The organism is Nocardiopsis sp. NPDC049922 (assembly GCF_040660275.1).
Classification (GTDB): Bacteria; Actinomycetota; Actinomycetes; order Streptosporangiales; family Streptosporangiaceae; genus Nocardiopsis.
The window spans coordinates 124,275-147,256 of sequence record NZ_JBFAME010000009.1; the positions used below are offsets into that span (position 1 = coordinate 124,275).

Sequence of the window (22,982 nt, forward strand, 5' to 3'; positions counted from 1 at the left end):
GACCCGGTAAGTAAAATCGAACCCGCCGGTCGTACCATGGAGGGGATGATCCCGCCCTCGAAGGAGCCCACGTGACGGCCACGGACGACCTCATCGACCGGCTCCCCGAGCCACCGGAGGCCCTGGCCCGAGCGACCAGCCAGGCCGAACGGGTCGCCGACATGCTGCGGGTCTTCGTCATCGACGGGGCGCTCGCCCCCGGGACCCGCCTGTCCGAGGAGCGGCTCAGCCGCAAGTACGGGGTCTCCCGCAACACCCTGCGCGAGGCCTTCCGCCTCCTGTCACGTGAGCGTCTCCTGGTGCACCAGATGCACCGGGGCGTCTTCGTCAGTCACCCCACCAGCGACGACGTCCGCGACCTGTTCAGCGTGCGCCGGACGCTGGAGATCCCCGCCGTCCGGGGGGCGCGGCACGCCCCCGACGAGGCCGTCGCCGCCGTCGGCGCCGCCGTGGCCGAGGGCGAGGCGGCGCGCGAGAAGGCCGACTGGTGGGCCATGGGCACGGCCAACATGCACTTCCACCGGGCGCTGGCGGGGCTGGCGGGCAGCGCGCGGATCGACGAGTTCATGAACCAGGTGCTGGCCGAGACCCGCCTGGTCTTCCACGTGATGAACGCGCCCGAGCAGTTCCACGCCCCCTACCTGGACTGGAACCGACGGATCCACCTCCGGCTGGCCGAACGCGACGCCGACGGCGCCGCCGCCGAGCTGTCCCGCTACCTGGACGCCTCCGAGGAGCAGCTGGTCACGGCGTTCACCGTGATGGAGCGGGGTTCGGACGGCTCCTGACCGCGCGACCGTCCGACCCCCGCCTCCGCCGTGGGCGGGATCCCGCTCAGGGGGCGTCGGCGACCACCTCCCGGTCGCGTCGGCTCCGTCCCGTGGAACGGTCCTCCCCGTCCCGCACGGCCACGCCCGCGCGCCCCGGCCACCAGGTCCGCTCCCCCAGCTCCAGCGCGAGCGCGGGGACGAGCAGCGACCGCACCAGCAGCGTGTCCACGAGGACGCCGAAGGCCACCAGGAACGCCAGCTGGAGCAGGAACAGCAGCGGGATGACCGCCAGCGCGGCGAACGTCGCGGCCAGCACCACGCCGGCCGACGTGATGACGCCGCCGGTCACCGTGAGGGCGCGCAGGACGCCGGGCCGGTGGCCGTGGACGAGGGTCTCCTCCCGTGCCCTGGACATGAGGAAGATGCTGTAGTCGATCCCCAGCGCCACCAGGAAGACGAAGGCGAACAGGGGCACCACGGGATCGGCGGGGGGCAGGCCCAGCACGTGCTCGAAGACCAGGGCGCCGACGCCGAGGACGGCGGCGAAGGACAGCACGTTGGCCGCCATCAGCAGCAGGGGCGCCACCAGCGAGCGCAGGAGCGGGATGAGGACGAGGAAGACCACCACGAGGACGAGCGGGACCACGACCCCGAAGTCGCGCTGGGCCGTCTCCCGGGTGTCCAGGGCGGTCGCCGTCACCCCGCCGACGAGCGCGTCGGCCCCGTCGGTCTCCGCGAGGGCGCCGCGCAGTTCCCGCACGGCGTCCACGGCCTCGGCCGACTCCGGAGGGGCCGCGAGCACGGCCTCGACCAGGACGCGCCCGTCCTCGGTGATCGGGGCGCCCTCCCGGCCCGGAGGACCCGGTTCGCGGACCGTGTCGGCGCTGGTGACCGCGGGGACGCCCTCCGCCGCGGCGACCACGGCGTCCGCGTGCTCGGCGTCGGCGACGACCAGGACCGGGGCGGCCGTGGAGTCGGCTCCGAAGCCGCGGGTCAGGGTCTCCTGGCCGTCGACCGCCTCGACCTCGGTCCGGAAGATCTCCGCCTGTGAGGCGCCCTCCGCGTCGAACCGCGGCGCGAAGGCGGCGGCGACCAGGAGGAGGACGGCGGTTCCCACCCAGTAGGCGCGCGGCCGGCGTCCGACCGACGCCGCCACCGCGCCCCACACGCGGTGCTCGGCGGGGACCGCGTCCGCGCCCTCACCGGCGCCCCTGCCCTGACGGCCGCCCCGACGGCCTGGCGCGAGGGGCCAGAACGCGGCCCGGCCGAGGAGGAGCAGCGCCGCGGGCAGGAACGTCAGCGCCGCCAGGACGGCCGCGCCGATCCCGATGGCGACGACGGGGCCCAGCCCGCGTGTCGAGGCGAGGTCGGCGGCGAGCAGGCAGAGCACCCCGAGGACCACGGTTCCGGCGGAGGCCAGGATCGGGCCGATCACGCCGCGCAGGGCGGCGACGACGGCCTCCGCCACGGTGCTCCGCGCCGCCAGTTCCTCGCGGTACCGGGCGACCAGGAGCAGCGCGTAGTCGGTGCAGGCCCCGACCACGAGGATGAAGAGGATGCCCTGGCTCTGGCCGTTGAGGGTGATCAGACCCGCGTCGGCGGCGGCGTACACGAGCGCGCCGGACAACGCCAGGGCCAGGAGCGCGGCCACGATCACGACGACGGGGAGCAGGGGCGAGCGGTAGACGACGACGAGGATGACCAGGACGGCGGCGAGGGCGACGAGGAGCAGGGTCGTGTCGATGCCGCCGAAGGCCGCCGACAGGTCGGCGGCGAACCCGGCCGGTCCGGTGACCTGGGGCTGGAGCCCGGGCACGGGGTCGTCCGCGAGCACGTCCCTGAGCTCGCCGACGGCCTCCGCGGTGTCGGCCCCGGAGCCGATCGGGACGATGATCTGCGCGACGGAGGCGTCCTCCGTCCCGGGAAGCGGCCCGACGACGGCCCCGTCGACCCACGGCCGGTCGGCGAGGTCCTCGGCGACCCGGGAGAGCGCCGCCAGATCGTCGGCGTCCAGGTCCCGTTCGGCGGAGTAGACCACGATCGCGGGCACGCCGTCACCTCGGGCGAACTCCTCCGCGAGCTCCCCGGCGCGCGTCGACTCCGCGCCGAGCGGCAGGAAGGCGCTCGGGTCGTTGGTCTGGACGTCGCCGAGAGCGCCGAGGAGCGAGCCGAGGGGGCCCGCGCCGAGAATCCACGCCACCACCGCCACGGCCGCCAGCAGCCCGGGTATCCGACCCCGGCGCCCGGTGTCCCGTGTCATCGCAGCCCACCTCCACGTCGAACGGCAATACCTCTGAAAACAACTATCTTGTTTTCCGAGCTAATTTCCCCACGACGGTAACACGAAGCCGGACGACCGGCCCCCCGGGGGCTTGACGACCGACGACCTCGTGTCCTACCCCTCGTGGCCCGCCCGACGGGCGATGTTGCGAGCCATCGAACCGAACACCAGTCCGTGGAAGGGGGTGACCGCCTTCCAGTAGAGGTGCCCGGCCAGTCCTCGCGGACGGAACAGCGCACGCTGGCGGTACACGGTGCGACCGTCCTCGCGCCCGACCCCCAGCTCCAGCCACGCCAGCCCGGGCAGCCGCATCTCCGCCCGGAGCCGCAGCAGCTCCCCGGGGACGATCTCCTCCACCCGCCAGAAGTCGACCGAGTCCCCCGCCCGCAGGCGGCGGGGGTCCCGACGGCCCCGGCGCAGGCCGACACCGCCCACGGCCAGGTCGATCCATCCGCGCGCGGCCCAGGCCAGCGGCCACGAGTACCAGCCCTGCTCTCCGCCGATGCCCTCGACGACCGCCCACAGCCGGTCGGGCGGCGCGTCCACGGGCCTGGAGCGCTCGTCGGTGTACAGACTGCCGCCCGCCCAGTCCGGATCGGTGGGCAGCGGGTCCGACGGGGCGGTCGGCCAGGCGGCGGACGACCACCGCGTGTCCACGCGCGCCTGGTCCACCCGACGCAGCGCGAGCCGCACCGCCTCGTCGAACCGGAGCCGGTCGTGGTCGTCAAGCAGGTCGGACAGGTCGTCCTCCCGCGTCACCGCGTCGTGGCGCAGCGACTCCACCAGCGGGCGCGCGATGGACGGGGGCACGGGCGTCACGAGCCCCACCCACAGGCTGGAGAGCCCCGGCGACAGGACGGGCACCGGGATGATCCACCGGCGTCGGATCCCCGCGACCGCGGCGAACCGCTGGATCATCTCCGCGTAGGTGAGCACCTCCGGGCCGCCGACGTCGAACGTGCGGTCAGTCCCCGGTGGCAGTTCCGCCGACTCCACGAGCAGCCGGAGCACATCGCGCACGGCGATGGGCTGGACCCGGCTGCGCACCCACCGGGGCGTGGTCATGACCGGCAGCCGCTCGGTCAGGTGCCGCAGCATCTCGAAGGAGGCCGAACCCGAGCCGATGATCACCGCCGCCCGCAGGACGACGGCGGGCACGGCGGAGGCGAGCAGGATCTCGCCGACCTCCGACCGCGAGGCCATGTGCGCCGACAGCGGCACCCCCTCCGGGGCGAGGCCACCGAGGTAGACGACGCGTCCGACGCCCGCCTTCTCGGCCGCGCAGGCGAAGACGCGGGCGCCCAACGCGTCCTGACCGGCGAAACCACGCCCCCCGCCCATCGCGTGCACGAGGTAGTAGGCGGTGTCCACCCCGGCGAGCGCCTCGGCCAGGCCGGACCCGTCGGTCACGTCCCCTCGGACCACGTCGACCCGGTCACGCCAGGGATGGTCGCGGAGCTTGTCCGGGGTACGCGCCAGGCACCGGACGTCGTGTCCCGCGTCCAGCAGGAGCGGCACCAGCCGACCCCCGACGTACCCGCTGGCACCGGTCACCAGTACCCGCACGGCGGTCAGCCCGCCGTCCCGGCCGCCGCACGGCGGCCGCGCCCGCACTCCCGCCGCCGGGCGGCCGCACACGTGTCCAGGGTTTCCATCGCGCCTCCCCCCATCGGTGTTCCCCGTGGGAGCCGGTCGCACCCGGCCGACGACGGTTCACCGCCGGACCCGGTCGGCCGCCGCCCGGGAACGCCTTCCGACGGCCCCTCTAGACTCCTGGGTAGGACCGGACCAGCCGGTCACCGACCCGCCGGGAGCTCCATGGAAACGGCGCCGGCCTCGCCCTCCGGCGGACCCGACACACGGTCGCGGGCCGACCTCTACGACGCGCTCCAGGACGGCGGCCAGCGGCTCGCGGTCGGCCTGGTGCGCCTCCTGCACCGGATGGCGACCGTCAGCGGCATGAACCCGACGGACTTCCAGTGCTACACGCTGCTGCGTGTGTCCGGCACCCTCACCCCGGGGGAGATCGCCGACAGCCTGTGCCTGTCCACGGGCTCGGTCACCGGGGTCCTCGACCGGCTGGAGGAACGCGGTCTCGTGGAGCGCACCCGCCACCCCGAGGACCGGCGCAAGGTCGCGGTACGGCTCGCCGAGGGCGCCGAGCGCCTCGCCGCGGCCTCGTCCCCGGGCATGCGCGACGCCATGACGGAGCTGCACGAGGGCTACTCCGACGAGGAACTGGCCGTCATCGTCGGCTGGCTGGACCGGGTCGGCGCGACCCTCGACGGTGTCGTCCGCGCTCCCCGCCCCCCGGTCTGACCTCCCTGCCGCGCCTGCGGGAAACTCCGGTGACACAAGGTCCCGGAATGCCATGATGGGGACGACATGGAACTGAACGGACGCCCCGTCAGCACCGGGGAACTCGCCGGCCTCGCCCTGTACGGATACGGCCACTTCACCACCATGCTCGTGACGGACCTGCGCGTCCGCGGCCTGGACCTGCACGCCGAACGGCTCTCCCGCGACTGCCGCACGCTCTTCGGCACGGAGCTGGACCTGCCCCGCGTCCGCGAACTCGTCCGCCGCGCCGCCCGCACCCACCCCTCCCCCCGCGTCGTGCGCGTGACCGTCTACGACCCGGACCTGGACCTGGGCCGTCCGGCCGCCCGCGCGCTGCCGCAGATCCTCGTCACCACCCGGCCCGCCCCCGACCCGACCGCCCCGCCGCGCCCCCTGCGCCTGGTCACCCGCCCGTTCACCCGGGACCTCCCCCAGGTCAAGGGCACGGGCCTGTTCGGCTCGATCCGCCAACGCCGGACCGCCCAACTCGACGGGTACGACGACGCGCTGTTCACCGGCCCGGACGGCCGCGTCTCGGAGGGCCCCACCTGGAACATCGGTTTCCTGGACGGCGGCGGCCTGGTGTGGCCGCAGGCCCCGTGCCTGCCGGGCGTGACCGCCCAGCTCGTCGAGCGGGCCGCCGTCGACCTGGGGGTCCCGGTCTCCACCCGGCCGATCGCCGCCGCGGCCTGCACCCGGATGGCGGGCGCGTTCACCACCAACGCCACGACCGGGGTGCGCCCGGTGACCGCGATCGACGGCGTCCACCTGCCGCGGTCGGTGCTCGTCGACCGCCTCGCCGAGGCCTACGCCGCCCTGCCGGGCCAGCCGCTCTGACCCCGCCCGGCCCCTTTCGTCGGGGACGGTGGGGGAAACTCCCGGATCGCGCCACCCGGGCACTCGCCCCGGCCTCCCCCTACCATCCGGAATACATCGGCCGTGGCCCGCACGGACGCCATTCGACACCGGACACCGCCGTCCCGGCCAGCAGGGCAGCCGACCCTCCGGGGCTGGGGAGGAGCCACCATCTCAACCCTGCGCGACTACCTACGGGAGCACACGAACCCCGCGGTCTTCTTCGTGTCCGGGGCCGTGATCATCGCCTTCGTCGTCGTCGGCGTCTTCGCCACAGTCCCGCTGCTCAACGCGGCCACGGCCACACGCGACTGGATCGGGAACCAGCTCGGCTGGCTCTACGTCCTGTCGACCACGTTCTTCCTCATCCTGGCCGTCTACCTCATGCTCAGCCGGTTCGGCCGGATCCGCCTCGGCCCCGACGACGCCCGCCCCGAGTTCAGCACCCTGGCGTGGTTCGCGATGCTCTTCACCACCGGCATGGGCATCGGTCTGGTGTTCTGGGGCGTGTCCGAACCCATCCACCACCTGACCTGGCCGAGGAACGCCGACTTCCTCGTCCCCGAGGGCGAGGCGCCCCCGACGGAGGCCGCCGACGAGGCGCTCGCGCTGAGCTTCTTCCACTGGAGCTTCCACCCGTGGGCGATCTACATCGCGCTCGGGCTCTCGCTGGGCTACTTCGCGTTCCGCAAGGGCCTCCCCCTGCGCCCGGCCTCGGCCCTCTACCCGCTGCTCGGCGACCGCGCGTTCGGCTGGACCGGCAACCTCGTCGACATCCTCGCGGTGTTCGGCACGCTCTTCGGCCTGGCCACGTCCCTGGGTCTGGGCACGCTCCAGATCAACGGCGGTCTCAACCACGTGTTCGGCGTGCCCGTCAGCCAGCCCGTGCAGTCGATCATCATCATCGTCATCACCAGCATCGCGCTGCTCAGCGTGCTCGCCGGGATCGACAAGGGCATCCGCCGCCTGTCCGTCATCAACCTGTGGCTGGCGTTCCTTCTGCTCATCGTGGTCTTCCTGTTCGGTCCCAAGCTGTGGATGATGAGCACCATGACCACGGCGGCCGGCGAGTACCTGGCCGCCCTCATCCCGCTCAGCCTGTCCTTTCCCAGCCCGCTCGCCGACCCCCAGGCGGCCCGGTGGACCACGGCGTGGAGCATCTTCTACTGGGGTTGGTGGATCTCCTGGGCGCCCTTCGTCGGCGTCTTCCTCGCCCGGATCTCCTACGGCCGCACCATCCGCGAGTTCGTCGTCGGCGCGCTGTTCGCACCGGTGATCGTGTCCATCCTGTGGTTCGGCGTGTTCGGCGGCTCCGGCCTGTTCTACGAACTCTTCGAGGGCGGCGGACTGTCCGAGCTGCCGGAGGAACAGCGCGCGTTCCGCCTCGTCGACGTGATGTTCACGTTCTCACCCGTGCTCGGCGACGCGATCGCGCTGCTGCTCATCCTGGTGGTCACGATCTTCTTCATCACCTCGTCCGACTCCGGCTCCCTGGTGGTCGACACGCTGACCAACGGCGGCGACCTCCACCCGGTCCGGGCGCAGCGCGCCTTCTGGGCGATCTCCGAGGGCGCCGTCACCCTCGTCCTGCTCGTCCTGGGCGGCTCGGACGCCCTCGCCGCCCTCCAGGCCGCCTCCGTCGTGACCGGGCTGCCGTTCGCCGTGATCCTGATGTTCATGCTGTGGGGCCTGGGCAGGGCACTGGCCGAGGAGCCGCGCCCCGGTGAGGCCGGGATCCGCGCCCGGGACCGCGCCACGGCCCCGCGCCCCCGGGAGGAGTGACCCACATGGACCACCCGCAGACCGAGACCCGCAGGAGGCGGCCGTGACACGCAGGAGGAAGGGCAACCCCTTCCACGGGGTGATGGACATGATCACCGAGATGAACCGCATCTCCGAGACCATGTCATCGAGCGAGATCAGCCACGCCGGAGAGCGCGAGCGCGGCTTCGCCGACGCGTGGAGCCCGCCCACCGACATCCTCGCGCGCGGCGACGACCTGGTGATCCGCTGCGAGATCCCGGGGGTGTACGAGGAGGACGTCGTGGTCAGCCTCACCCAGAACGTCCTCACCATCAGCGGACAGCGCCGCCGCGACGAGGACGACGTCGTCTACTACTCCTCCGAGCGGTACATGGGCGCCTTCCGCCGCGACATCACCCTTCCCGAGAACGTCGGGGACGAGGACGTCGAGGCCGGCTACGGCGAGGGGCTGCTGGAGGTCACCGTGCACGGCGCGGCCAACGCCGCCGCGCCCACCCCGATCGAGATTCGCCGGCGCAGGCGCCGCTGAGAACGCCGGGAACCGAGTGCCGCCGCGGAGCGACTGTCACGGTGAACGGCCGCGTCCGCGGCCCGACACGGGAGTCACCCGATGCATCAGCGCACCACCCGTTCCGCCACGGCGGCGGCCCTGTTCGCCCTCGCCCTCTCCGCCTGCGGCGGCGGCACCGGCGAGCAGGAGGAGGCACCGGCCGAGGAGGCCGCGGCGGAGGCGACGGCGGCCGACGGCTTCGAGATCACCGACCCCTGGATCAAGGCGGTCTCCCAGGAGGAGGGGATGACCGGCGTCTTCGGGGAGATCGCCAACACCTCCGGGGCCGAGATGACCATCGTCGCCGCCGAGGCCGACGGCGCCGACATGGTCGAGCTGCACGAGGTCTCCATGGACGGGGCCGACGCGACGATGAGCGAGGTCGAGGGGGGCTTCGTCATCCCGGCCGGCGAGACCCACACCCTGGAGCCCGGCGGCTACCACATCATGCTCATGGAGCTGACCCAGGACCTGGAGGCCGGGAACGAGCTCACCGTGACCGTGGAGTTCGCGGACGGCTCGACCGCCTCCTTCGACGCGGCCATCCGGCCCTACACCGGCGCCAACGAGAACTACGACGGCGGCGAGGGCGACGACATGGGCGACATGGAGGGCATGGAGGGCGACCACTCCGGCCACGGCGGCGGCTCGGACACGGACGAGGACGGTGGCGACTCCGGCGACGGGTACGGGGACGAGTGATGGCCGACGGAAGACCCGAGGACGAGACGCGCGACCGCCGGGCACGCGGCGGCCGGATGAGCCGCCGGGGACTGCTCCTGGGCGGCGCGGCCGGACTCGGCGCGGTGGGCGTCGGCGCGGCCGGGGCCACCGCGGCGCACCGGCTGGTCGGGGGGACCGACCCGGCTCCCGGATCGGAGTCGGCGCCCCTCCACGGCGGTCGCACCGTGCCGTTCCACGGTCGGCGCCAGGCCGGTGTGGAGACGCCGCCGCAGTCGCACGCCACGTTCGTCGCCCTCGACCTGAACGACGACGCGAACGCCGACGCCGTGCGGCGGCTCATGGTCATCCTCAGCGACAACGCCGCGCGCCTCACCCAGGGCGTCCCCTCGCTCACCGACACCGAGCCCGAACTGGCCGAGGTCCCCGCCCGTCTGACCACCACCTTCGGGTTCGGGCGGGGGCTGGTCGAACGGGTGGACCCCGACGCCGTGCCCGACTGGCTCGGTCCGCTGCCGGAGTTCGAGCAGGACGACCTGCGCCCGGAGTGGGGCGAGGCCGACCTGCTCGTCCAGGTCTGCGCGGACGATCCGGTCACCGTCTCGCACGCCGTGCGGATGATGGTCCGGGACGCCCGTCCCTTCGGTCGGCCGCGCTGGTCCCAGAGCGGGTTCCGGCGTGCCCACGGCTCCCAGCCCGACGGCACCACGATGCGCAACCTCATGGGCCAGGTGGACGGCACCGTCAACCCGGCGCCGGGAACGGAGGACTTCGACCACCTCGTCTGGGGCGGGAACGGCCCGGACTGGATGGCCGGCGGCACCAGCCTCGTCCTGCGCCGGATCGCCACCGACCTGGACACGTGGGACGAGATCGACCGGCCCGCCCGCGAGGCGGTCATGGGGCGCCGTCTGGACAACGGCGCGCCGCTGACCGGCGGGAACGAGCACGACGAGGTCGACCTGGAGGCCACCGGGCCCGACGGCCTGACCGTCATACCGTCGTTCGCGCACGTGCGGCGGGCCCGGACGGGCGACCCGGACGAGCGGATCTTCCGCCGCGGCTACAACTACGACCTGCGCGACGGCGTGGAGGGCGAGGCCGGACTGCTCTTCGTCTCCTACCAGGCCGACCCGTTGCGCCAGTTCGTCCCCATCCAGCGTCAGCTGGACGAGCTGGACCTGCTCAACCAGTGGGTCACGGCCGTGGGGTCGGCGGTGTTCGCCGTGCCGCCGGGCTGTGCGGACGGCGGGTACGTCGGCCAGACCCTGCTGGAGGGATGAACCCCGGGGGCGCCGCTCCGCTCGGGGCGGCACCCCGGAGGCGCGCTCGCCTGGGGCCTCCGCTTCGCTAGAAGCGGCGGTCCTTGTCGTAGGGGCCGATGACGGCGAGGGCGCGCGGACGCGCGAGCAGGTCGGCGGCGACCTCGGCCACGTCCCGCTCGGTCACCGCGTCGAACAGCGCGAGGTCCTCGTCGATCGACAGGTGGCGCGGGTGGTTGAGCTCGTGCCCGAGCAGGCGGCCCATCCGCGCGTTGGTGCCCTCGTTGCCCAGCACCCACGTGCCCTGGATCTGGCCCTTGGCCCGGGTGAGCTCCTCGGCCGTGATCCCGGCCGCCGCCACCTTCGCCAGCTCGTCCCGGCACACGCCGATGACCTCGTCGGCCTTCTCCGGCAGGCAGCCCGCGTAGATCTGGAAGGTCCCGGTGTCGGCGTAGCCCGTGTGGTAGGCGTGCACCGCGTAGGCCAGACCGCGCTTCTCGCGCACCTCCTGGAACAGTCGGGACGACATGCCCCCGCCGAGCGCCGCGCTGAGCAGACGCAGGGCGTGCCAGCGCGGGTCGGTGCGCGGCAGGCCCTCCGACCCCAGGATGATGTGCGCCTGCTCGGTCTCGCGCGGCTCCACCACGGTGCCGCCGAACGTCGTCACCGGGCCGTCGCTCAGGCGCGGGCGCGCCGGACGGCCGTCCCCGGCGGCGGCGAGCTGGTCGGCGAACATCTCACGGACCCGCGCCACCACCTCGTCGTGGTCGAGGCTTCCGGCGGCGGTCACCACCAGCTCACCGGGCACGTAGGCGGACCGGTACTGTTCGATGATCCGCTCGCGGGGCAGGGCGCGGATGGTGTCGATCGTGCCGAGGATCGGCCGACCCAGCGGGCTGTCCCCGAAGAAGTGCGCGGCGAAGACGTCGTCCACCAGGTCGGCGGGCTCGTCCTCGTACATGGCGATCTCCTCCAGGATCACGCCGCGCTCGGTCTCCACCTCGCGCTCGTCGAGCACCGAGTTGGCGACCATGTCACCGACGACGTCGATCGCCAGCGGGAGGTCCCGGTCGAGCACCTTCGCGTAGTAGCAGGTGTGCTCCTTGGTGGTGTAGGCGTTGTGGTCGGCGCCCACCCCGTCCAGCAGCGCGGAGATCTCCATCGCCGAACGCGTCCGGGTCCCCTTGAACAGCAGGTGTTCGAGGAAGTGCGCCGACCCCGCGTGCGCCGCGTCCTCGTCACGCGACCCCGTGGTCGCGGAGATCCCGAAGGCCGCCGACCGGCCGCCGGGGACGTCCTCGGTGACCACCCGCAGACCACCGGGCAGCACGGTCCGCCGCACGAGGCCGGACCCGCGTTCGGGCTCCAGCAGCGTGACGGTGGTGTCCGGCTCCTGCTCGGCGGCGATGGGGACAGAGCTCATGAAACCTTCTTCTTCGCGTCGTTGGTGCGCTGGGTCGGTCCGCGGGCGCCGCGCGCCCCGCCGGTCCAGCAGAGCATACGCGGTGGGGGCGGCCACACCACCGGTGCGACCGCCCCCATCAGCTGATTTTACGCTTCGACCCAGCCGATCAGGTGTTCTCGGAGCGACCGGAGGAGCGGCGGCGACGGCGGCGCGGAGCGTCCCCGCCCTTGTCGGCCGACTTGTCCGCCGGCTTCTCGTCACCGGACTCCGCGGCGGGCTCCTCGGGGCTCGCGGCGGCCTCGGCCTCGACCACCTCGACCGGAACCAGCGACAGCTTGCCGCGGTCGTCGATCTCGCGGATCTCGACCTGGATCTTCTCGCCGATGCTGATCACGTCGTCGAGGTTCTCGATCCGCTTGCCGCCGTGCAGCTTGCGGATCTGCGAGACGTGCAGCAGACCGTCCTTGCCGGGCAGCAGCGACACGAACGCGCCGAACGTGGTCGTCTTGACGACGGTGCCCAGGTAGCGGTCGCCGACCTCGGGCATCGTCGGGTTGGCGATCTGGTTGATCGTGTCCCGCGCGGCCTCGGCGGACGGACCGTCGGTGGCGCCGATGTAGATCGTGCCGTCGTCCTCGATGGTGATCTCGGCGCCGGTGTCGTCCTGGATCGAGTTGATCATCTTGCCCTTGGGGCCGATGACCTCACCGATCTTGTCCACCGGGACCTTGACGGTGAGGATGCGCGGAGCGTTCGGGCTCATCTCGGCCGGACGCTCGATGGCCTCCTGCATGACGTCGAGGATGGCCAGGCGGGCGCCGCGGGCCTGCTGGAGCGCGAGGGCCAGCTGCTCGGCGGGGATGCCGTCGAGCTTGGTGTCCAGCTGGAGCGCGGTGATGAGCTCGCGGGTGCCGGCGACCTTGAAGTCCATGTCGCCGAACGCGTCCTCGGCGCCCAGGATGTCGGTGAGCGTGACGAACTCGCCGCCCTCACTGATCAGGCCCATGGCGATGCCGGACACCATCTCCTTGAGCGGCACACCGGCCGCCATCAGGGACATGGTCGACGCGCAGACCGAGCCCATCGAGGTGGAGCCGTTGGAGCCCAGCGCCTCCGACACCTGCCGGATGGCGTACGGGAACTCCTCGCGCGAGGGCAGGACCGGGAGCAGGGCCCGCTCGGCGAGCGCGCCGTGCCCGATCTCGCGCCGCTTGGGCGAGCCCACCCGGCCGGTCTCACCGGTGGAGTAGGGCGGGAAGTTGTAGTTGTGCATGTAGCGCTTGGTCTTCTCCGGGTTGAGCGTGTCAACCATCTGCTCCATGCGCAACATGTTGAGCGTGGTGACGCCCAGGATCTGGGTCTCACCGCGCTCGAAGAGGGCCGAGCCGTGCACCCGCGGCAGGACGCCGACCTCGGCGCTCAGCGAACGGATGTCCTTGGGGCCGCGGCCGTCGATGCGGACCTTGTCCCGCAGCACGCGCTCGCGCATGAGCTGCTTGGACAGCGAGCGGAAGGCGGCGCCGACCTCCTTCTCACGGCCCTCGAAGGCCTCGCCGACCTTCTCGGCGGCGACCGCCTTGACGCGGTCGAGCTCGGCCTCGCGCTCCTGCTTGTCGGCGATGGTCAGCGCCTTGGCCAGGTCCTCGCGGACGGCGGAGTCGACGGCCTCGTAGGCGTCGTCCTCGTAGTCCAGGAAGATCGGGAACTCGGCGACCTCGCGGCTGCCCTGCTCCGCGACGGCGGCCTGGGCGCGGCACAGGACCTTGATGAAGGGCTTGGCGGCCTCCAGGCCCTCGGCGACCGTCTGCTCGTTCGGGCCCACGGCGCCCTCGGCGACCAGCTTGAGGGTGCGCGTGGTGGACTCCGCCTCGACCATCATGATCGCGACGTCGCCGTCCTCCAGGACGCGACCGGCGACGACCATGTCGAAGGTGGCGTTCTCCAGCTCCGAGTGGGTGGGGAAGCCGACCCACTGGCCGTCGATCAGGGCGACGCGCACGCCGCCGATCGGGCCGGAGAACGGAATCCCGGAGATCTGCGTGGACATCGAGGCCGCGTTGATCGCGACGACGTCGTACAGGTGGTCGGGGTGCAGGGCCAGGACCGTCTCGACGATCTGGATCTCGTTGCGCAGGCCCTTCTTGAACGACGGGCGCAGCGGCCGGTCGATCAGGCGGCAGGTGAGGATGGCGTCCTCGGAGGGACGGCCCTCACGCCGGAAGAAGGAGCCGGGGATGCGGCCCGCGGCGTACATGCGCTCCTCGACGTCCACCGTCAGGGGGAAGAAGTCGAGGTTCTCCTTGGGGCGCTTCGAGGCGGTGGTGGCCGACAGGACGACGGTCTCGTCGTCCAGGTAGACCGACGCCGAACCGGCGGCCTGGCGGGCCAGCCGACCGGTCTCGAAGCGGATGGTGCGGGTGCCGAAGCGACCGTTGTCGATCACGGCCTCGGCCGAGTACACGCCCTCCATGGGCGACCTCCTACTACACGTTCTCGGGGCGCGCCGGGCGGGTCGGTGCCCGCGGCGCGCTGATGTCGTCGCCCGCGTCCGTGCCCCGGAGTTGATGACGGCCGGTCATCGATCGAAGTCCACGGAGCCCACCGCGGGGCGTCCGGAGACCACTACCGAGGACCGGCCCCGACTCTGTGGCCGAGGGAAGGATCGCGGGTCTACCTTTGTGAAGTTGTCGTGCTCCACGCGCGACGGAGGATTCCGGCACGCGTGTCACACCTTACTAACAAAGCGGGAGCGGCCGGAGCCACTCCCGCGAGCCACCTAGCGGCGCAGACCCAGACGCTCGATCAGCGAGCGGTAGCGGGTGATGTCCTGCTTCGCGACGTACTTGAGCAGACGACGGCGGCGGCCGACCATCAGGAGCAGGCCACGACGGCTGTGGTGGTCGTGCTTGTGGCCCTTGAGGTGCTCGGTGAGCTCGGTGATGCGGTGCGTGAGCAGCGCGATCTGGACCTCAGGGGAACCGGTGTCACCCTCGGAGGTGGCGTACTCGGCGATGATCTTTTCCTTGGTGGCGGCGTCGATCGACACGGCGCTCCGTTTCTACGTTGTCGGTACGCGGGACGTGCCCGGCTCAGGAGGCCGGGATCAGACGCGGTGACCGCGCGTACGAACAGTCACCGTCGCGTGTGGTCGGGCGCGGGCCACGCCGGGGCGTGGGCACGGCGCGCTTCCCGGGTTCGGGCCCTCGGAGGGGGCCTGACCGCGGGGCACACGTGGACGCCACCCAGCCTACCGCAAACCGCGAGGTGAAAGCCCCTGTGCGTGGGCGGGCGGGTGGCGCCGGGGTCAGGTGGACAGGACCTCGCGGCAGCGGTCGACGTCGCGGCGCATGGCCACGATGAGGTCGTCGATGCTGTCGAAGCGCTCCTGGCCCCGGATGTGCTCGGTGAACTCCACGGCCATGTGCGCGCCGTAGAGCTCCAGGTCGTCGCGGTCCAGGGCGTAGGCCTCCACGGTCCGCTCCGCGCCGTCGAACGTGGGGTTGGTGCCGACCGAGATCGCCGCGGGCCACCGCGACTCCTGCCCCGCGACCGGGGCGAGGTGGCTGAGCCAGCCCGCGTACACGCCGTCGCCGGGCACGGCCGCGTGCGGGGTGAGGTTCATGTTGGCGGTGGGGAAACCGAGCAGTTCGCGACCGCGCGCCGCGCCGTGCACGACCTCGCCCTCGACCCGGTGCGGACGGCCGAGGAGGTTCGCGGCCGGAGCCACCGCGCCCTCGGCGAGGAGGGCGCGCACGCGCGTGGAGGTGATGGTGTCGCCGTCGGCCACCAGGCGCACGCCGTCGGCGGTGAAGTCGTACTTGTGCCCGAGCTCGGTCAGCGCGGCCACGTCTCCGGCGGCGCGGTGCCCGAACCGGAAGTCCTCGCCGACGACCACCGCGGCGGCGCGCAGCCGGTCGACCAGGACGCCCTGGACGAACTCCTCCGCGCTCAGCGCCGAGAGCTCCCGGGTGAACGGCAGGACGCACACCTGGTCGGCGCCGTGCTCCTCCAGCAGCTCCACCCGCCGGTCCAGGGGGGTGAGCACGGGCGGTGTGGCGCCGCGCAGGACCGCCTCGGGATGGGGGTCGAAGGTGACCACCACCACCGGGAGTCCGAGGTCGCGTGCCCGGCGCGCCGCGGTCGCGACGATGGCCTGGTGACCGCGGTGCACGCCGTCGAAGACGCCGATCGCCACCACGGACCGGCCCCACCCCGGGGGAACGTCCCCCAGTCCATCCCATCGCCCCACCTGAGGACTCCCCTTCCGAACCGTGCGCGTTCGGCCGCGCGGCGCTTCGTGGGCGGCGCGCGGCCCTCGGGAACAAGGGTGCCATGCCGCTCGCCGCGCCGCGCACGCGCGGCACCGCTCTGCCCGCCGCAGAAGGGGGTTGGACCGCCGACGACGCCCCCGTAGCGTTCCGGCATGGCGAGAATCACCATCGGATCGACGACCCTGGGCTACGACGAGGCGGGCGAGGGCCCGCCCGTCATCCTCGTGCACGCGGCGGTCGGGGACCGCGCGATGTGGGACCACCAGTTCGCGGCCCTGTCCACGAGGTACCGCGTGGTGCGGTACGACTGGCGCGGGTACGGGGACTCGGACGACGCGGAGGGGCCGGTCGCGCACCACGAGGACCTGCTCGCGCTGATGGACGCGCTGGACATCGAACGGGCCGCCCTGGTCGGCGCGTCGATGGGCGGCGGGCACGCGGTGGACGCGGCGCTGGTCGCGCCGGAGCGCGTCGACGCCCTGGCCCTGGTCTGCGCGGGGATGACCGGCCGGGAGTGGCCGCGGGGGTTCACCGAGGCCGCCGCCCGCGCGATGGACGGGGCCGTCCCCGAGGAACGCCTCGCGCGGTACCGCGAGGGGCGCGCCGACCCCGACCCGGCGGACGTGGCGGCGATGGCGGAGGCGCAGGCGCGGTTCGTCGCCGTGGGTCCCGCACGGAGCCCGCAGGACCTGCCCGCACCCGTGTGGGAGCGGATCCTGGGGATGTACCGGACGACCTTCCACCGGATGTGGAGCGGGCCGCCGAGCACGACGCGCGCACCGGAGCCACCCGCCGAGGGCCGCCTGAGGGAGGTCGCCGCGCCGACCCTGGTGGTCAGGGGAGGGTTTGACGTCCCGGAGATCCAGCAGGTGTCCGACCTCTACGCCGGGGGAATCCCGGGCGCCCGGCTGGTGGAGCTGCCCGACGCGGGCCACCTGCCCTCCGTGGAGCGCCCCGCCGAGTTGACCGGGGTCCTCGACGCGTTCCTGACGGAAGTGGCTCCTTCGAGCTGACTTCCGTGGAAACACCCTCATCGCGATCCCGCCACCGCTACGTTACGTGATGTGGACAAGGCAAACCTGGAAAAGCTCGCGGATGACGTCACGGCCACTGCCAGGAACAAACTCGCACAAGTCCGCCTCGCCGAGCTCCTCGCCGCTATGGAAGCGGTGAACGGGCCGGTCAGTGAGGAGCGGATTCAAGCAGTCCGTGACACCATCCGTCGAGCCCATGCTGAGCAAGGAGTCACGGCAGAATGCCCGACAGCGGCCTCTGCCGAAATCCCTCGGGATCAGTGCCCACCCGAATAGTGGTAGGCGTCAGCTCGCCCTCGGATATCGAAGACGACGACCGCGTGCTTGTCGTCGTCTATGGCGTATCGGATGCGGTAGGTGGCACGACGCGCCACCCAGTCGCCTTCGTACGGAGCGTTCAGCGGCTTCCCCACTCGTCGAGGCGCGGCCCTGAGGTCACCGTCGATCAGCTCCCACGCGGCTGAGGCCACCTTGAAAGGCAGTACGTCCGAAAGCGCACGGCGAGCGGTCCTCGTCAGGATGAGTTCGTACCGATCACTCAAGTCCCAGACTCCCGCCGTACCCGCTCACGCATGATGGCGGCCATCTCATCACCGGTCACGACGTCTCCAGTGGCGTACTCCTCCTTCGCTCGCGCCAGGCGAGCGCGGTCCTCGTCATCCTCCAGCAACGCGAAGGTCTCCCGCATGGACTCATAGTCGTCCACTGAGATCACCACAGCCGACGGCTTTCCGTTGCGCGTGATGGTGACCGAGTCGTGAGTTCTCTCAATGTCGTCGATGATCTTGGACAGGTTGTTTCTGGCTTCAGCCAGCGGCAGCGTCATCATGTACATGATTCTAGCCAGCAAGCCCTGCCCATGTACATGATTCTCGCCAACCAACGGCTACGCCGGGTCGAAGACCACCACCGGCTTCATGTGGTCGCGCCGGTTCTCCCCCAGGGCGACCACGCGGCCGTCCGGCGCGAACAGGCCCACCGTCCCCGGGCCCAGCGTGCTCGGGTCGATCCGGTTGCCGTGGCGGATCCGCTGCGTCTCCTCCTCCGACAGCGTCCGCACCGGGAACGCCGCCGCCACCGCCCGGTCCAGCGGGACCTGCGTGAACTCCTCCGCCAACTGGTCGAGGGTGCGCGCCTGGGACAGGTCGTAGGGCCCCACCCGGGTCCGGCGCAGCGCGGTCAGGTGGCCGCCGACGCCCAGGTCCTCCCCCATGTCGCGGGCCAGGGACCGGATGTAGGTGCCGCTGGAGCACGTGATGACGGCGTCCACGTCCACGAACGTCCCGTCCGCGTCCACTGCCCTGCGGATGTCGGAGACCGCGAACTCCGCGACCGTCACCTCACGCGCCCTGAGGGCGACCTCCTTGCCCTCCCGGGCCGACTTGTACGCCCGCTTCCCGTCCACCTTGATCGCGCTGACCTGCGGCGGGACCTGCTGGATCCGACCGGTCAGCCGCGCGACGGCCGCGCGCACGGCCTCGTCGCCGACTCCCGACGCGTCCACCCGCGCGCCGGGCTCGCCCTCGGCGTCGTCGGTGGTGGTCGTCAGGCCCAGGCGGACGGTCGCCTCGTAGGTCTTCTCCGTGAGGGTCAGGTGGCCCAGGAGCTTGGTGCCCTTCTCGACGCCCAGCACCAGGACCCCGGTCGCCATCGGGTCGAGCGTCCCCGCGTGGCCCACCCTGCGCGTTCGCGCCAGACCGCGCGTCCTGGCGACCACGTCGTGCGAGGTCCAGTCCGCGGGTTTGTCGACGACCACGACGCCGCTCTCGGCCATGGATCTCCTCACGAGACGGGGGCGGCGGCGCGCTCGCGCCGCCGCCGTGCTGTCGATCGGACGCTACTCGTCCTCGTCCTCGGGGCGGGGCGCCCTGTACGGGTCCGCCTCCCCCGCGTGCCGGGCGCCGGTGGCCCGCTGGGCCACCTCCTCGTCGGACTGGCGCGCCTTGGCCAGCAGCTCCTCGATGTGCTGGGCGTTCTCCTGCACCTCGTCGACGACGAAGGTCAGGCTCGGCGTGTGCCGAATACCGGTCTGGCGGCCCACCTCGCTGCGGATCACGCCCTTGGCGCTCTCCAGGGCGGCCGAGGTGCCCGCCTTCTCCTCCGGCGTGCCGAACACCGTGTAGTACACCGTGGCGTCCCGCAGGTCGGCGGTGATCCGGGCGTCGGTCACCGTGACGAACCCCAGCCGGGGGTCCTTGATCCGCCGGTCCAGCATCTCGGCGACGACGCGCTGGATGCGGTCGGCGATCTTCCGCGCGCGTGCGGCGTCAACCATGGTCAGTCTTCCTCTTCGTTGAAGAGCCGCTGCCTGGCGGACAGCAGCTCCAGTTCGGGGCGGGCCGCGACGAAGCGTTCGCAGGCGTCCATCAGCTCCCGCACGTGCGCGGCGCTCGGCGCGACCACGGCGACGCCGATCTTCGTGCGCCGGTACAGGTCGTGCTCCCCGGCCTCGGAGACCGCCACCAGGAACTTGCGGCGCAGGTCGGCGATGACCGGCCGGACCACCGATCGCTTCTCCTTGAGCGAGTGGACGTCCCCGAGAAGGACGTCCAGGGTCAGCGCCCCAATGTACAAGTGATCACCTTCGATTGGAGTGAACCGTCAAAGGCGGGGCCCCGGCCGCTCGGCCGGGGCCCCGTGGAGTGGCTCCGCGAGCTAGTCGCGGGGCTTCTCCTGCATCTCGTAGGTCTCGATGACGTCCTCGACCCGGAGATCGTTGTAGCCGACGCCGATACCGCACTCGAAGCCCTCGCGGACCTCGGTCGCGTCGTCCTTGAACCGGCGCAGCGACTCCACGGTGAGGTTGTCGGAGATGACCACCCCGTCGCGGATGAGCCGCGCCTTGGAGTTGCGGCGGATGAGGCCGTTGCGGACGATCGAACCGGCGATGTTGCCGATCTTCGGCACCTTGAAGACCTCGCGGATCTCGGCGCTGCCGAGCTGGACCTCCTCGTACACCGGCTTGAGGAGACCCTTGACCGCGGCCTCGACCTCGTCGATGGCCTGGTAGATCACCGAGTAGTACCGGATGTCGACGCCCATGCGGTCGGCGAGCTCGCTGTTCTTGCCCTCGGGCCGAACGTTGAAGCCGACGATGATCGCGTCCGCGGAGGCCGCCAGGTTGATGTCGTTCTGCGTGATGGCACCGACACCGCGCCCGATGACCCGGATGCTGACCTCGTCGCCACCGGCGTCGATCTTGAGCAGCGACTCCTCGAGCGCCTCGACCGAACCGGACATGTCACCCTTGATGAGGAGGAGCAGCTCGGAGCGCTCGCCCTCCTTGAGGTGCTGCTGCCAGGTCTCCATGGTGACGCGGCGGGCCGAACGCGCCTGCTGGGCGAAGCGCTCGCGCGCCTCACGCTGCTGGGCGATCTGCCGCGCCACCCGGTCGTCCTTGACGACCAGGAAGCTGTCACCGGCGCTGGGCACGTTGGTCAGACCCAGCACCTGGACCGGACGGGACGGCTCGGCGCTCTGCACGTTCTGGCCGTACTCGTCGAGCATGGCGCGGACGCGACCGTAGGCGTCACCGCACACGATCGAGTCGCCGACGTTCAGCGTGCCGCGCTGGACCAGCACCGTGGCCATGGAACCGCGACCGCGGTCCAGGTAGGCCTCGATGGCCAGACCCTGCGCGTCCATGTCCGGGTTGGCCTGGAGCTCCAGGGCCGCGTCGGACGTCAGCACGATCGACTCGAGCAGGGCGTCGATGTTCTGGCCCTTGAGCGCGGAGATGTCCACGAACTGGACGTCGCCGCCGTACTCCTCGGCCACCAGGCCGTACTCGGTCAGCTGCGCGCGGACCCGCTGCGGGTCGGCGCCCTCGACGTCGATCTTGTTGACCGCGACGACGATCGGCACCTCGGCCGCCTTGGCGTGGTCGATGGCCTCGGCCGTCTGCGGCTTGACGCCGTCGTCGGCCGCCACGACCAGCACGGCGATGTCGGTCACCTTCGCACCGCGGGCACGCATGGCGGTGAACGCCTCGTGACCCGGGGTGTCGATGAAGGTGATCCTGCGCTCCTCCTCGTCCACGACCGTGGAGACCTGGTAGGCGCCGATGTGCTGGGTGATGCCGCCGGCCTCGCCGCTGACGACGTTGGTCTTGCGGATCGTGTCCAGCAGTCGGGTCTTACCGTGGTCGACGTGACCCATGACGGTGACCACCGGCGGACGCGGACGCAGGTCCTCGTCGCCGCCCTCGTCCTCTCCGTACTCGATGGAGAAGGACTCCAGCAGCTCGCGGTCCTCGTCCTCCGGGCTGACGACCTCGACCGTGTACTTCAGCTCCTCGCCGAGCAGCTGCAGGGTCTCGTCCGGCAGGGACTGGGTCGCGGTGACCATCTCGCCCAGGTGCATCATCACCTGGACCAGCGACGCCGGGTTGACGTCGATCTTGTCGCCGAAGTCGGACAGCGAGGCGCCGCGGGACAGGCGGATGACCTGGTTGTTGCCGCTCGGGATCTTGACGCCGCCGAACGACGGGGCCTGGAGGTCGTTGAACTCCTGACGCCGCTGCTTCTTGGACTTGCGGGCACGCCCGGGACGACCGCCGGGACGGCCGAAGGCGCCCGCCGTGCCGCCGCGACCGCGACCGCCGCCACCGGGACGACCGCCGAAGCCGCCCGGACGACCGCCGCCGGCACCGCCGCCACCACCGGGGCGCGGACCCGCGGGGGCTCCCCCGCGACCACGGCCACCGGGGCCGGGACGCCCGGCGCCGCCGCCGCGGCCGCCGCCACCGGGCGCGGCCGGACGGGACGAGGGCATGTTCATCGGGCTGGGGCGCGGACCGCCGGGACGCGGGCCCGGACGCGGAGCGCCGGACGCGCCGCCGGGACGGGGAGCGCCCGCGGCGCCGCCCGGACGCGGGGCGCGCTGGTCGCCGCCGCCCTGCGGACCGCCAGGACGCGGGCCGGGACGGGGACCCGGACGCGGGGCGCCGCCACCGGGACGCGGACCGGCGGGCTTGGCGCCCATCCCGGACGCGGTGGACGCGAACGGGTTGTTGCCGGGACGCGGACCGGCCGGACGCGGACCCGCCGGACGGGGGCTGCGGCCACCCTCGGGGCGACCGCCGCGCTCACCGCGCTCGCCACGCTCACCGCGCTGCGGGCGCTCGCCGCGACCGGACTGCGGGCCGGGCTTCGGGGCGCCGCCGGGGCGCGGACCGGCCTCGCCACGGGGACCCTTCGAGCCGGGCTTGGCCGCACCGGGCTTCGGCGCCGGCTCGGCCTGCGGGGCGGGCTTGGCGGCACCGGGCTTCGGGGCCGGCTCGGCCTGCGGGGCGGGCTTGGCCGCCGGACGCGGACCCGGCTTGGGCGCGGGACCCGGCTTGGGGGCCGCCGCGCGTGCGGAACCCTCGGACGCGGCCGTACGCGGCCCCGGCTTGGGGGCCGAGCCGCTCTTCTTGCCGCCCTCGGATCCCTGGTTGAAAGCTTCCTGCAGGCGTCGCACGACAGGCGCCTCTATCGTCGAGGACGCCGAACGAACGAATTCGCCCATCTCGTTGAGCTTGGCCAGGACGGCCTTGCTCTCTACGCCGAACTCCTTGGCGAGTTCGTACACCCGGACCTTCGCCACTACTCTCCTTCAGCTTCGGTCCGGGACATGGGCACGTGCCGGACCGTCGTTAGCTCGAGTTACTCATCGCTGCGTACTCATCAGGCGCTCATCGCAATCTCGACCTGCTTCCTCATCGCTACACAACAATGGGCCGGTTCTGCGTGCCGACACAGCACCGCACGCCGACCACGGTTACTACAA

20 protein-coding genes are annotated in these 22,982 nt (G+C 72.3%); 8 read left to right on the top strand and 12 right to left on the bottom strand.

The annotated features are described in order from the left end of the window. Positions 1–71: 71 nt before the first annotated feature. Positions 72–788, top strand: coding sequence for a GntR family transcriptional regulator (locus tag AB0I72_RS18015; protein WP_358569567.1), 717 nt, complete (start codon positions 72–74; stop codon positions 786–788). A gap of 46 nt (positions 789–834) precedes the next feature. On the opposite strand, the gene AB0I72_RS18020 is transcribed toward AB0I72_RS18015, so the two are convergent. Next, a complete protein-coding gene (locus tag AB0I72_RS18020) occupies positions 835–3,030 on the bottom strand; it encodes an MMPL family transporter (protein WP_358569570.1) in 2,196 nt (731 codons plus the stop codon). A 135-nt stretch (positions 3,031–3,165) separates the two neighbouring features. Next, positions 3,166–4,617 (bottom strand): SDR family oxidoreductase, encoded by a 1,452-nt coding sequence (locus tag AB0I72_RS18025; RefSeq protein ID WP_358569960.1) that lies wholly within the window; start codon positions 4,615–4,617, stop codon positions 3,166–3,168. A 252-nt stretch (positions 4,618–4,869) separates the two neighbouring features. On the opposite strand from AB0I72_RS18025, the gene AB0I72_RS18030 reads away from it, so the two are divergent. The 6 genes from AB0I72_RS18030 (at position 4,870) to AB0I72_RS18055 (ending at position 10,524) form a co-directional block, all read left to right on the top strand. Next, a complete protein-coding gene (locus tag AB0I72_RS18030; protein ID WP_358569573.1) occupies positions 4,870–5,370 on the top strand; it encodes a MarR family transcriptional regulator in 501 nt (166 codons plus the stop codon). A 66-nt stretch (positions 5,371–5,436) separates the two neighbouring features. Beyond that, positions 5,437–6,228 carry an aminotransferase class IV family protein gene (locus AB0I72_RS18035; RefSeq protein WP_358569576.1) on the top strand — a complete coding sequence of 264 codons (792 nt, stop codon included), beginning with the start codon at positions 5,437–5,439 and terminating at the stop codon, positions 6,226–6,228. Between the two features lie 243 nt (positions 6,229–6,471). After that, positions 6,472–8,028, top strand: coding sequence for a BCCT family transporter (locus AB0I72_RS18040; protein WP_358569963.1), 1,557 nt, complete (start codon positions 6,472–6,474; stop codon positions 8,026–8,028). A gap of 43 nt (positions 8,029–8,071) precedes the next feature. Then, positions 8,072–8,539 carry an Hsp20/alpha crystallin family protein gene (locus AB0I72_RS18045; protein ID WP_358569579.1) on the top strand — a complete coding sequence of 156 codons (468 nt, stop codon included), beginning with the start codon at positions 8,072–8,074 and terminating at the stop codon, positions 8,537–8,539. An 81-nt stretch (positions 8,540–8,620) separates the two neighbouring features. Next, on the top strand, positions 8,621–9,262 hold the full coding sequence (locus tag AB0I72_RS18050) for a copper chaperone PCu(A)C (RefSeq protein ID WP_358569582.1): 642 nt from the start codon (positions 8,621–8,623) through the stop codon (positions 9,260–9,262). After that, a complete protein-coding gene (locus AB0I72_RS18055; protein WP_358569585.1) occupies positions 9,262–10,524 on the top strand; it encodes a Dyp-type peroxidase in 1,263 nt (420 codons plus the stop codon). The genes AB0I72_RS18050 and AB0I72_RS18055 overlap by 1 nt, the downstream gene beginning before the upstream one ends. A gap of 67 nt (positions 10,525–10,591) precedes the next feature. Here the strand turns inward: AB0I72_RS18055 and AB0I72_RS18060 are convergent, their stop codons facing one another. The 4 genes from AB0I72_RS18060 to AB0I72_RS18075 form a co-directional block, all read right to left on the bottom strand. After that, entirely contained in the window at positions 10,592–11,926 is a 1,335-nt protein-coding gene (locus AB0I72_RS18060) for a pitrilysin family protein (RefSeq protein WP_358569588.1), read from the bottom strand. A 148-nt stretch (positions 11,927–12,074) separates the two neighbouring features. Then, the gene (locus AB0I72_RS18065) at positions 12,075–14,378 is read right to left on the bottom strand and encodes a polyribonucleotide nucleotidyltransferase (protein ID WP_358569591.1); all 2,304 of its coding nucleotides are present in this window, start codon (positions 14,376–14,378) and stop codon (positions 12,075–12,077) included. A gap of 306 nt (positions 14,379–14,684) precedes the next feature. Beyond that, a complete protein-coding gene (gene rpsO, locus AB0I72_RS18070) occupies positions 14,685–14,954 on the bottom strand; it encodes a 30S ribosomal protein S15 (protein ID WP_075925387.1) in 270 nt (89 codons plus the stop codon). Between the two features lie 258 nt (positions 14,955–15,212). Continuing rightward, the gene (locus AB0I72_RS18075; RefSeq protein WP_358569594.1) at positions 15,213–16,157 is read right to left on the bottom strand and encodes a bifunctional riboflavin kinase/FAD synthetase; all 945 of its coding nucleotides are present in this window, start codon (positions 16,155–16,157) and stop codon (positions 15,213–15,215) included. A 174-nt stretch (positions 16,158–16,331) separates the two neighbouring features. On the opposite strand from AB0I72_RS18075, the gene AB0I72_RS18080 reads away from it, so the two are divergent. Continuing rightward, positions 16,332–17,192 carry an alpha/beta hydrolase gene (locus tag AB0I72_RS18080; protein ID WP_358569597.1) on the top strand — a complete coding sequence of 287 codons (861 nt, stop codon included), beginning with the start codon at positions 16,332–16,334 and terminating at the stop codon, positions 17,190–17,192. A gap of 278 nt (positions 17,193–17,470) precedes the next feature. Here the strand turns inward: AB0I72_RS18080 and AB0I72_RS18085 are convergent, their stop codons facing one another. The 6 genes from AB0I72_RS18085 to infB form a co-directional block, all read right to left on the bottom strand. Beyond that, positions 17,471–17,755, bottom strand: coding sequence for a hypothetical protein (locus AB0I72_RS18085; RefSeq protein ID WP_358569599.1), 285 nt, complete (start codon positions 17,753–17,755; stop codon positions 17,471–17,473). Continuing rightward, positions 17,752–18,042 (bottom strand): type II toxin-antitoxin system Phd/YefM family antitoxin, encoded by a 291-nt coding sequence (locus AB0I72_RS18090; RefSeq protein ID WP_075925397.1) that lies wholly within the window; start codon positions 18,040–18,042, stop codon positions 17,752–17,754. Before AB0I72_RS18090 ends, AB0I72_RS18085 begins: the two co-directional genes overlap by 4 nt. A 57-nt stretch (positions 18,043–18,099) precedes the next feature. Beyond that, positions 18,100–18,987 carry a tRNA pseudouridine(55) synthase TruB gene (gene truB, locus AB0I72_RS18095; protein ID WP_358569602.1) on the bottom strand — a complete coding sequence of 296 codons (888 nt, stop codon included), beginning with the start codon at positions 18,985–18,987 and terminating at the stop codon, positions 18,100–18,102. A gap of 63 nt (positions 18,988–19,050) precedes the next feature. Then, positions 19,051–19,488 (bottom strand): 30S ribosome-binding factor RbfA, encoded by a 438-nt coding sequence (rbfA, locus tag AB0I72_RS18100; protein WP_017599449.1) that lies wholly within the window; start codon positions 19,486–19,488, stop codon positions 19,051–19,053. A 2-nt stretch (positions 19,489–19,490) separates the two neighbouring features. Further along, positions 19,491–19,787, bottom strand: a complete 297-nt coding sequence (locus AB0I72_RS18105; RefSeq protein ID WP_075925390.1) for a DUF503 domain-containing protein — start codon at positions 19,785–19,787, stop codon at positions 19,491–19,493. Positions 19,788–19,868: 81 nt separating this feature from the next. After that, entirely contained in the window at positions 19,869–22,799 is a 2,931-nt protein-coding gene (infB, locus tag AB0I72_RS18110) for a translation initiation factor IF-2 (RefSeq protein ID WP_358569607.1), read from the bottom strand. Positions 22,800–22,982 lie beyond the last annotated feature (183 nt).

Bases quoted from the DNA above. Each gene is read 5' to 3' on its own strand.
- AB0I72_RS18020 (WP_358569570.1), bottom strand. From the start codon at position 3,030: ATGACACGGGACACCGGGCGCCGGGGTCGGATACCCGGGCTGCTGGCG.
- AB0I72_RS18030 (WP_358569573.1), top strand. From the start codon at position 4,870: ATGGAAACGGCGCCGGCCTCGCCCTCCGGCGGACCCGACACACGGTCG.
- AB0I72_RS18035 (WP_358569576.1), top strand. From the start codon at position 5,437: ATGGAACTGAACGGACGCCCCGTCAGCACCGGGGAACTCGCCGGCCTC.
- AB0I72_RS18050 (WP_358569582.1), top strand. From the start codon at position 8,621: ATGCATCAGCGCACCACCCGTTCCGCCACGGCGGCGGCCCTGTTCGCC.
- AB0I72_RS18055 (WP_358569585.1), top strand. From the start codon at position 9,262: ATGGCCGACGGAAGACCCGAGGACGAGACGCGCGACCGCCGGGCACGC.
- AB0I72_RS18060 (WP_358569588.1), bottom strand. From the start codon at position 11,926: ATGAGCTCTGTCCCCATCGCCGCCGAGCAGGAGCCGGACACCACCGTC.
- AB0I72_RS18065 (WP_358569591.1), bottom strand. From the start codon at position 14,378: ATGGAGGGCGTGTACTCGGCCGAGGCCGTGATCGACAACGGTCGCTTC.
- AB0I72_RS18080 (WP_358569597.1), top strand. From the start codon at position 16,332: ATGGCGAGAATCACCATCGGATCGACGACCCTGGGCTACGACGAGGCG.
- AB0I72_RS18090 (WP_075925397.1), bottom strand. From the start codon at position 18,042: ATGATGACGCTGCCGCTGGCTGAAGCCAGAAACAACCTGTCCAAGATC.
- truB (WP_358569602.1), bottom strand. From the start codon at position 18,987: ATGGCCGAGAGCGGCGTCGTGGTCGTCGACAAACCCGCGGACTGGACC.
- rbfA (WP_017599449.1), bottom strand. From the start codon at position 19,488: ATGGTTGACGCCGCACGCGCGCGGAAGATCGCCGACCGCATCCAGCGC.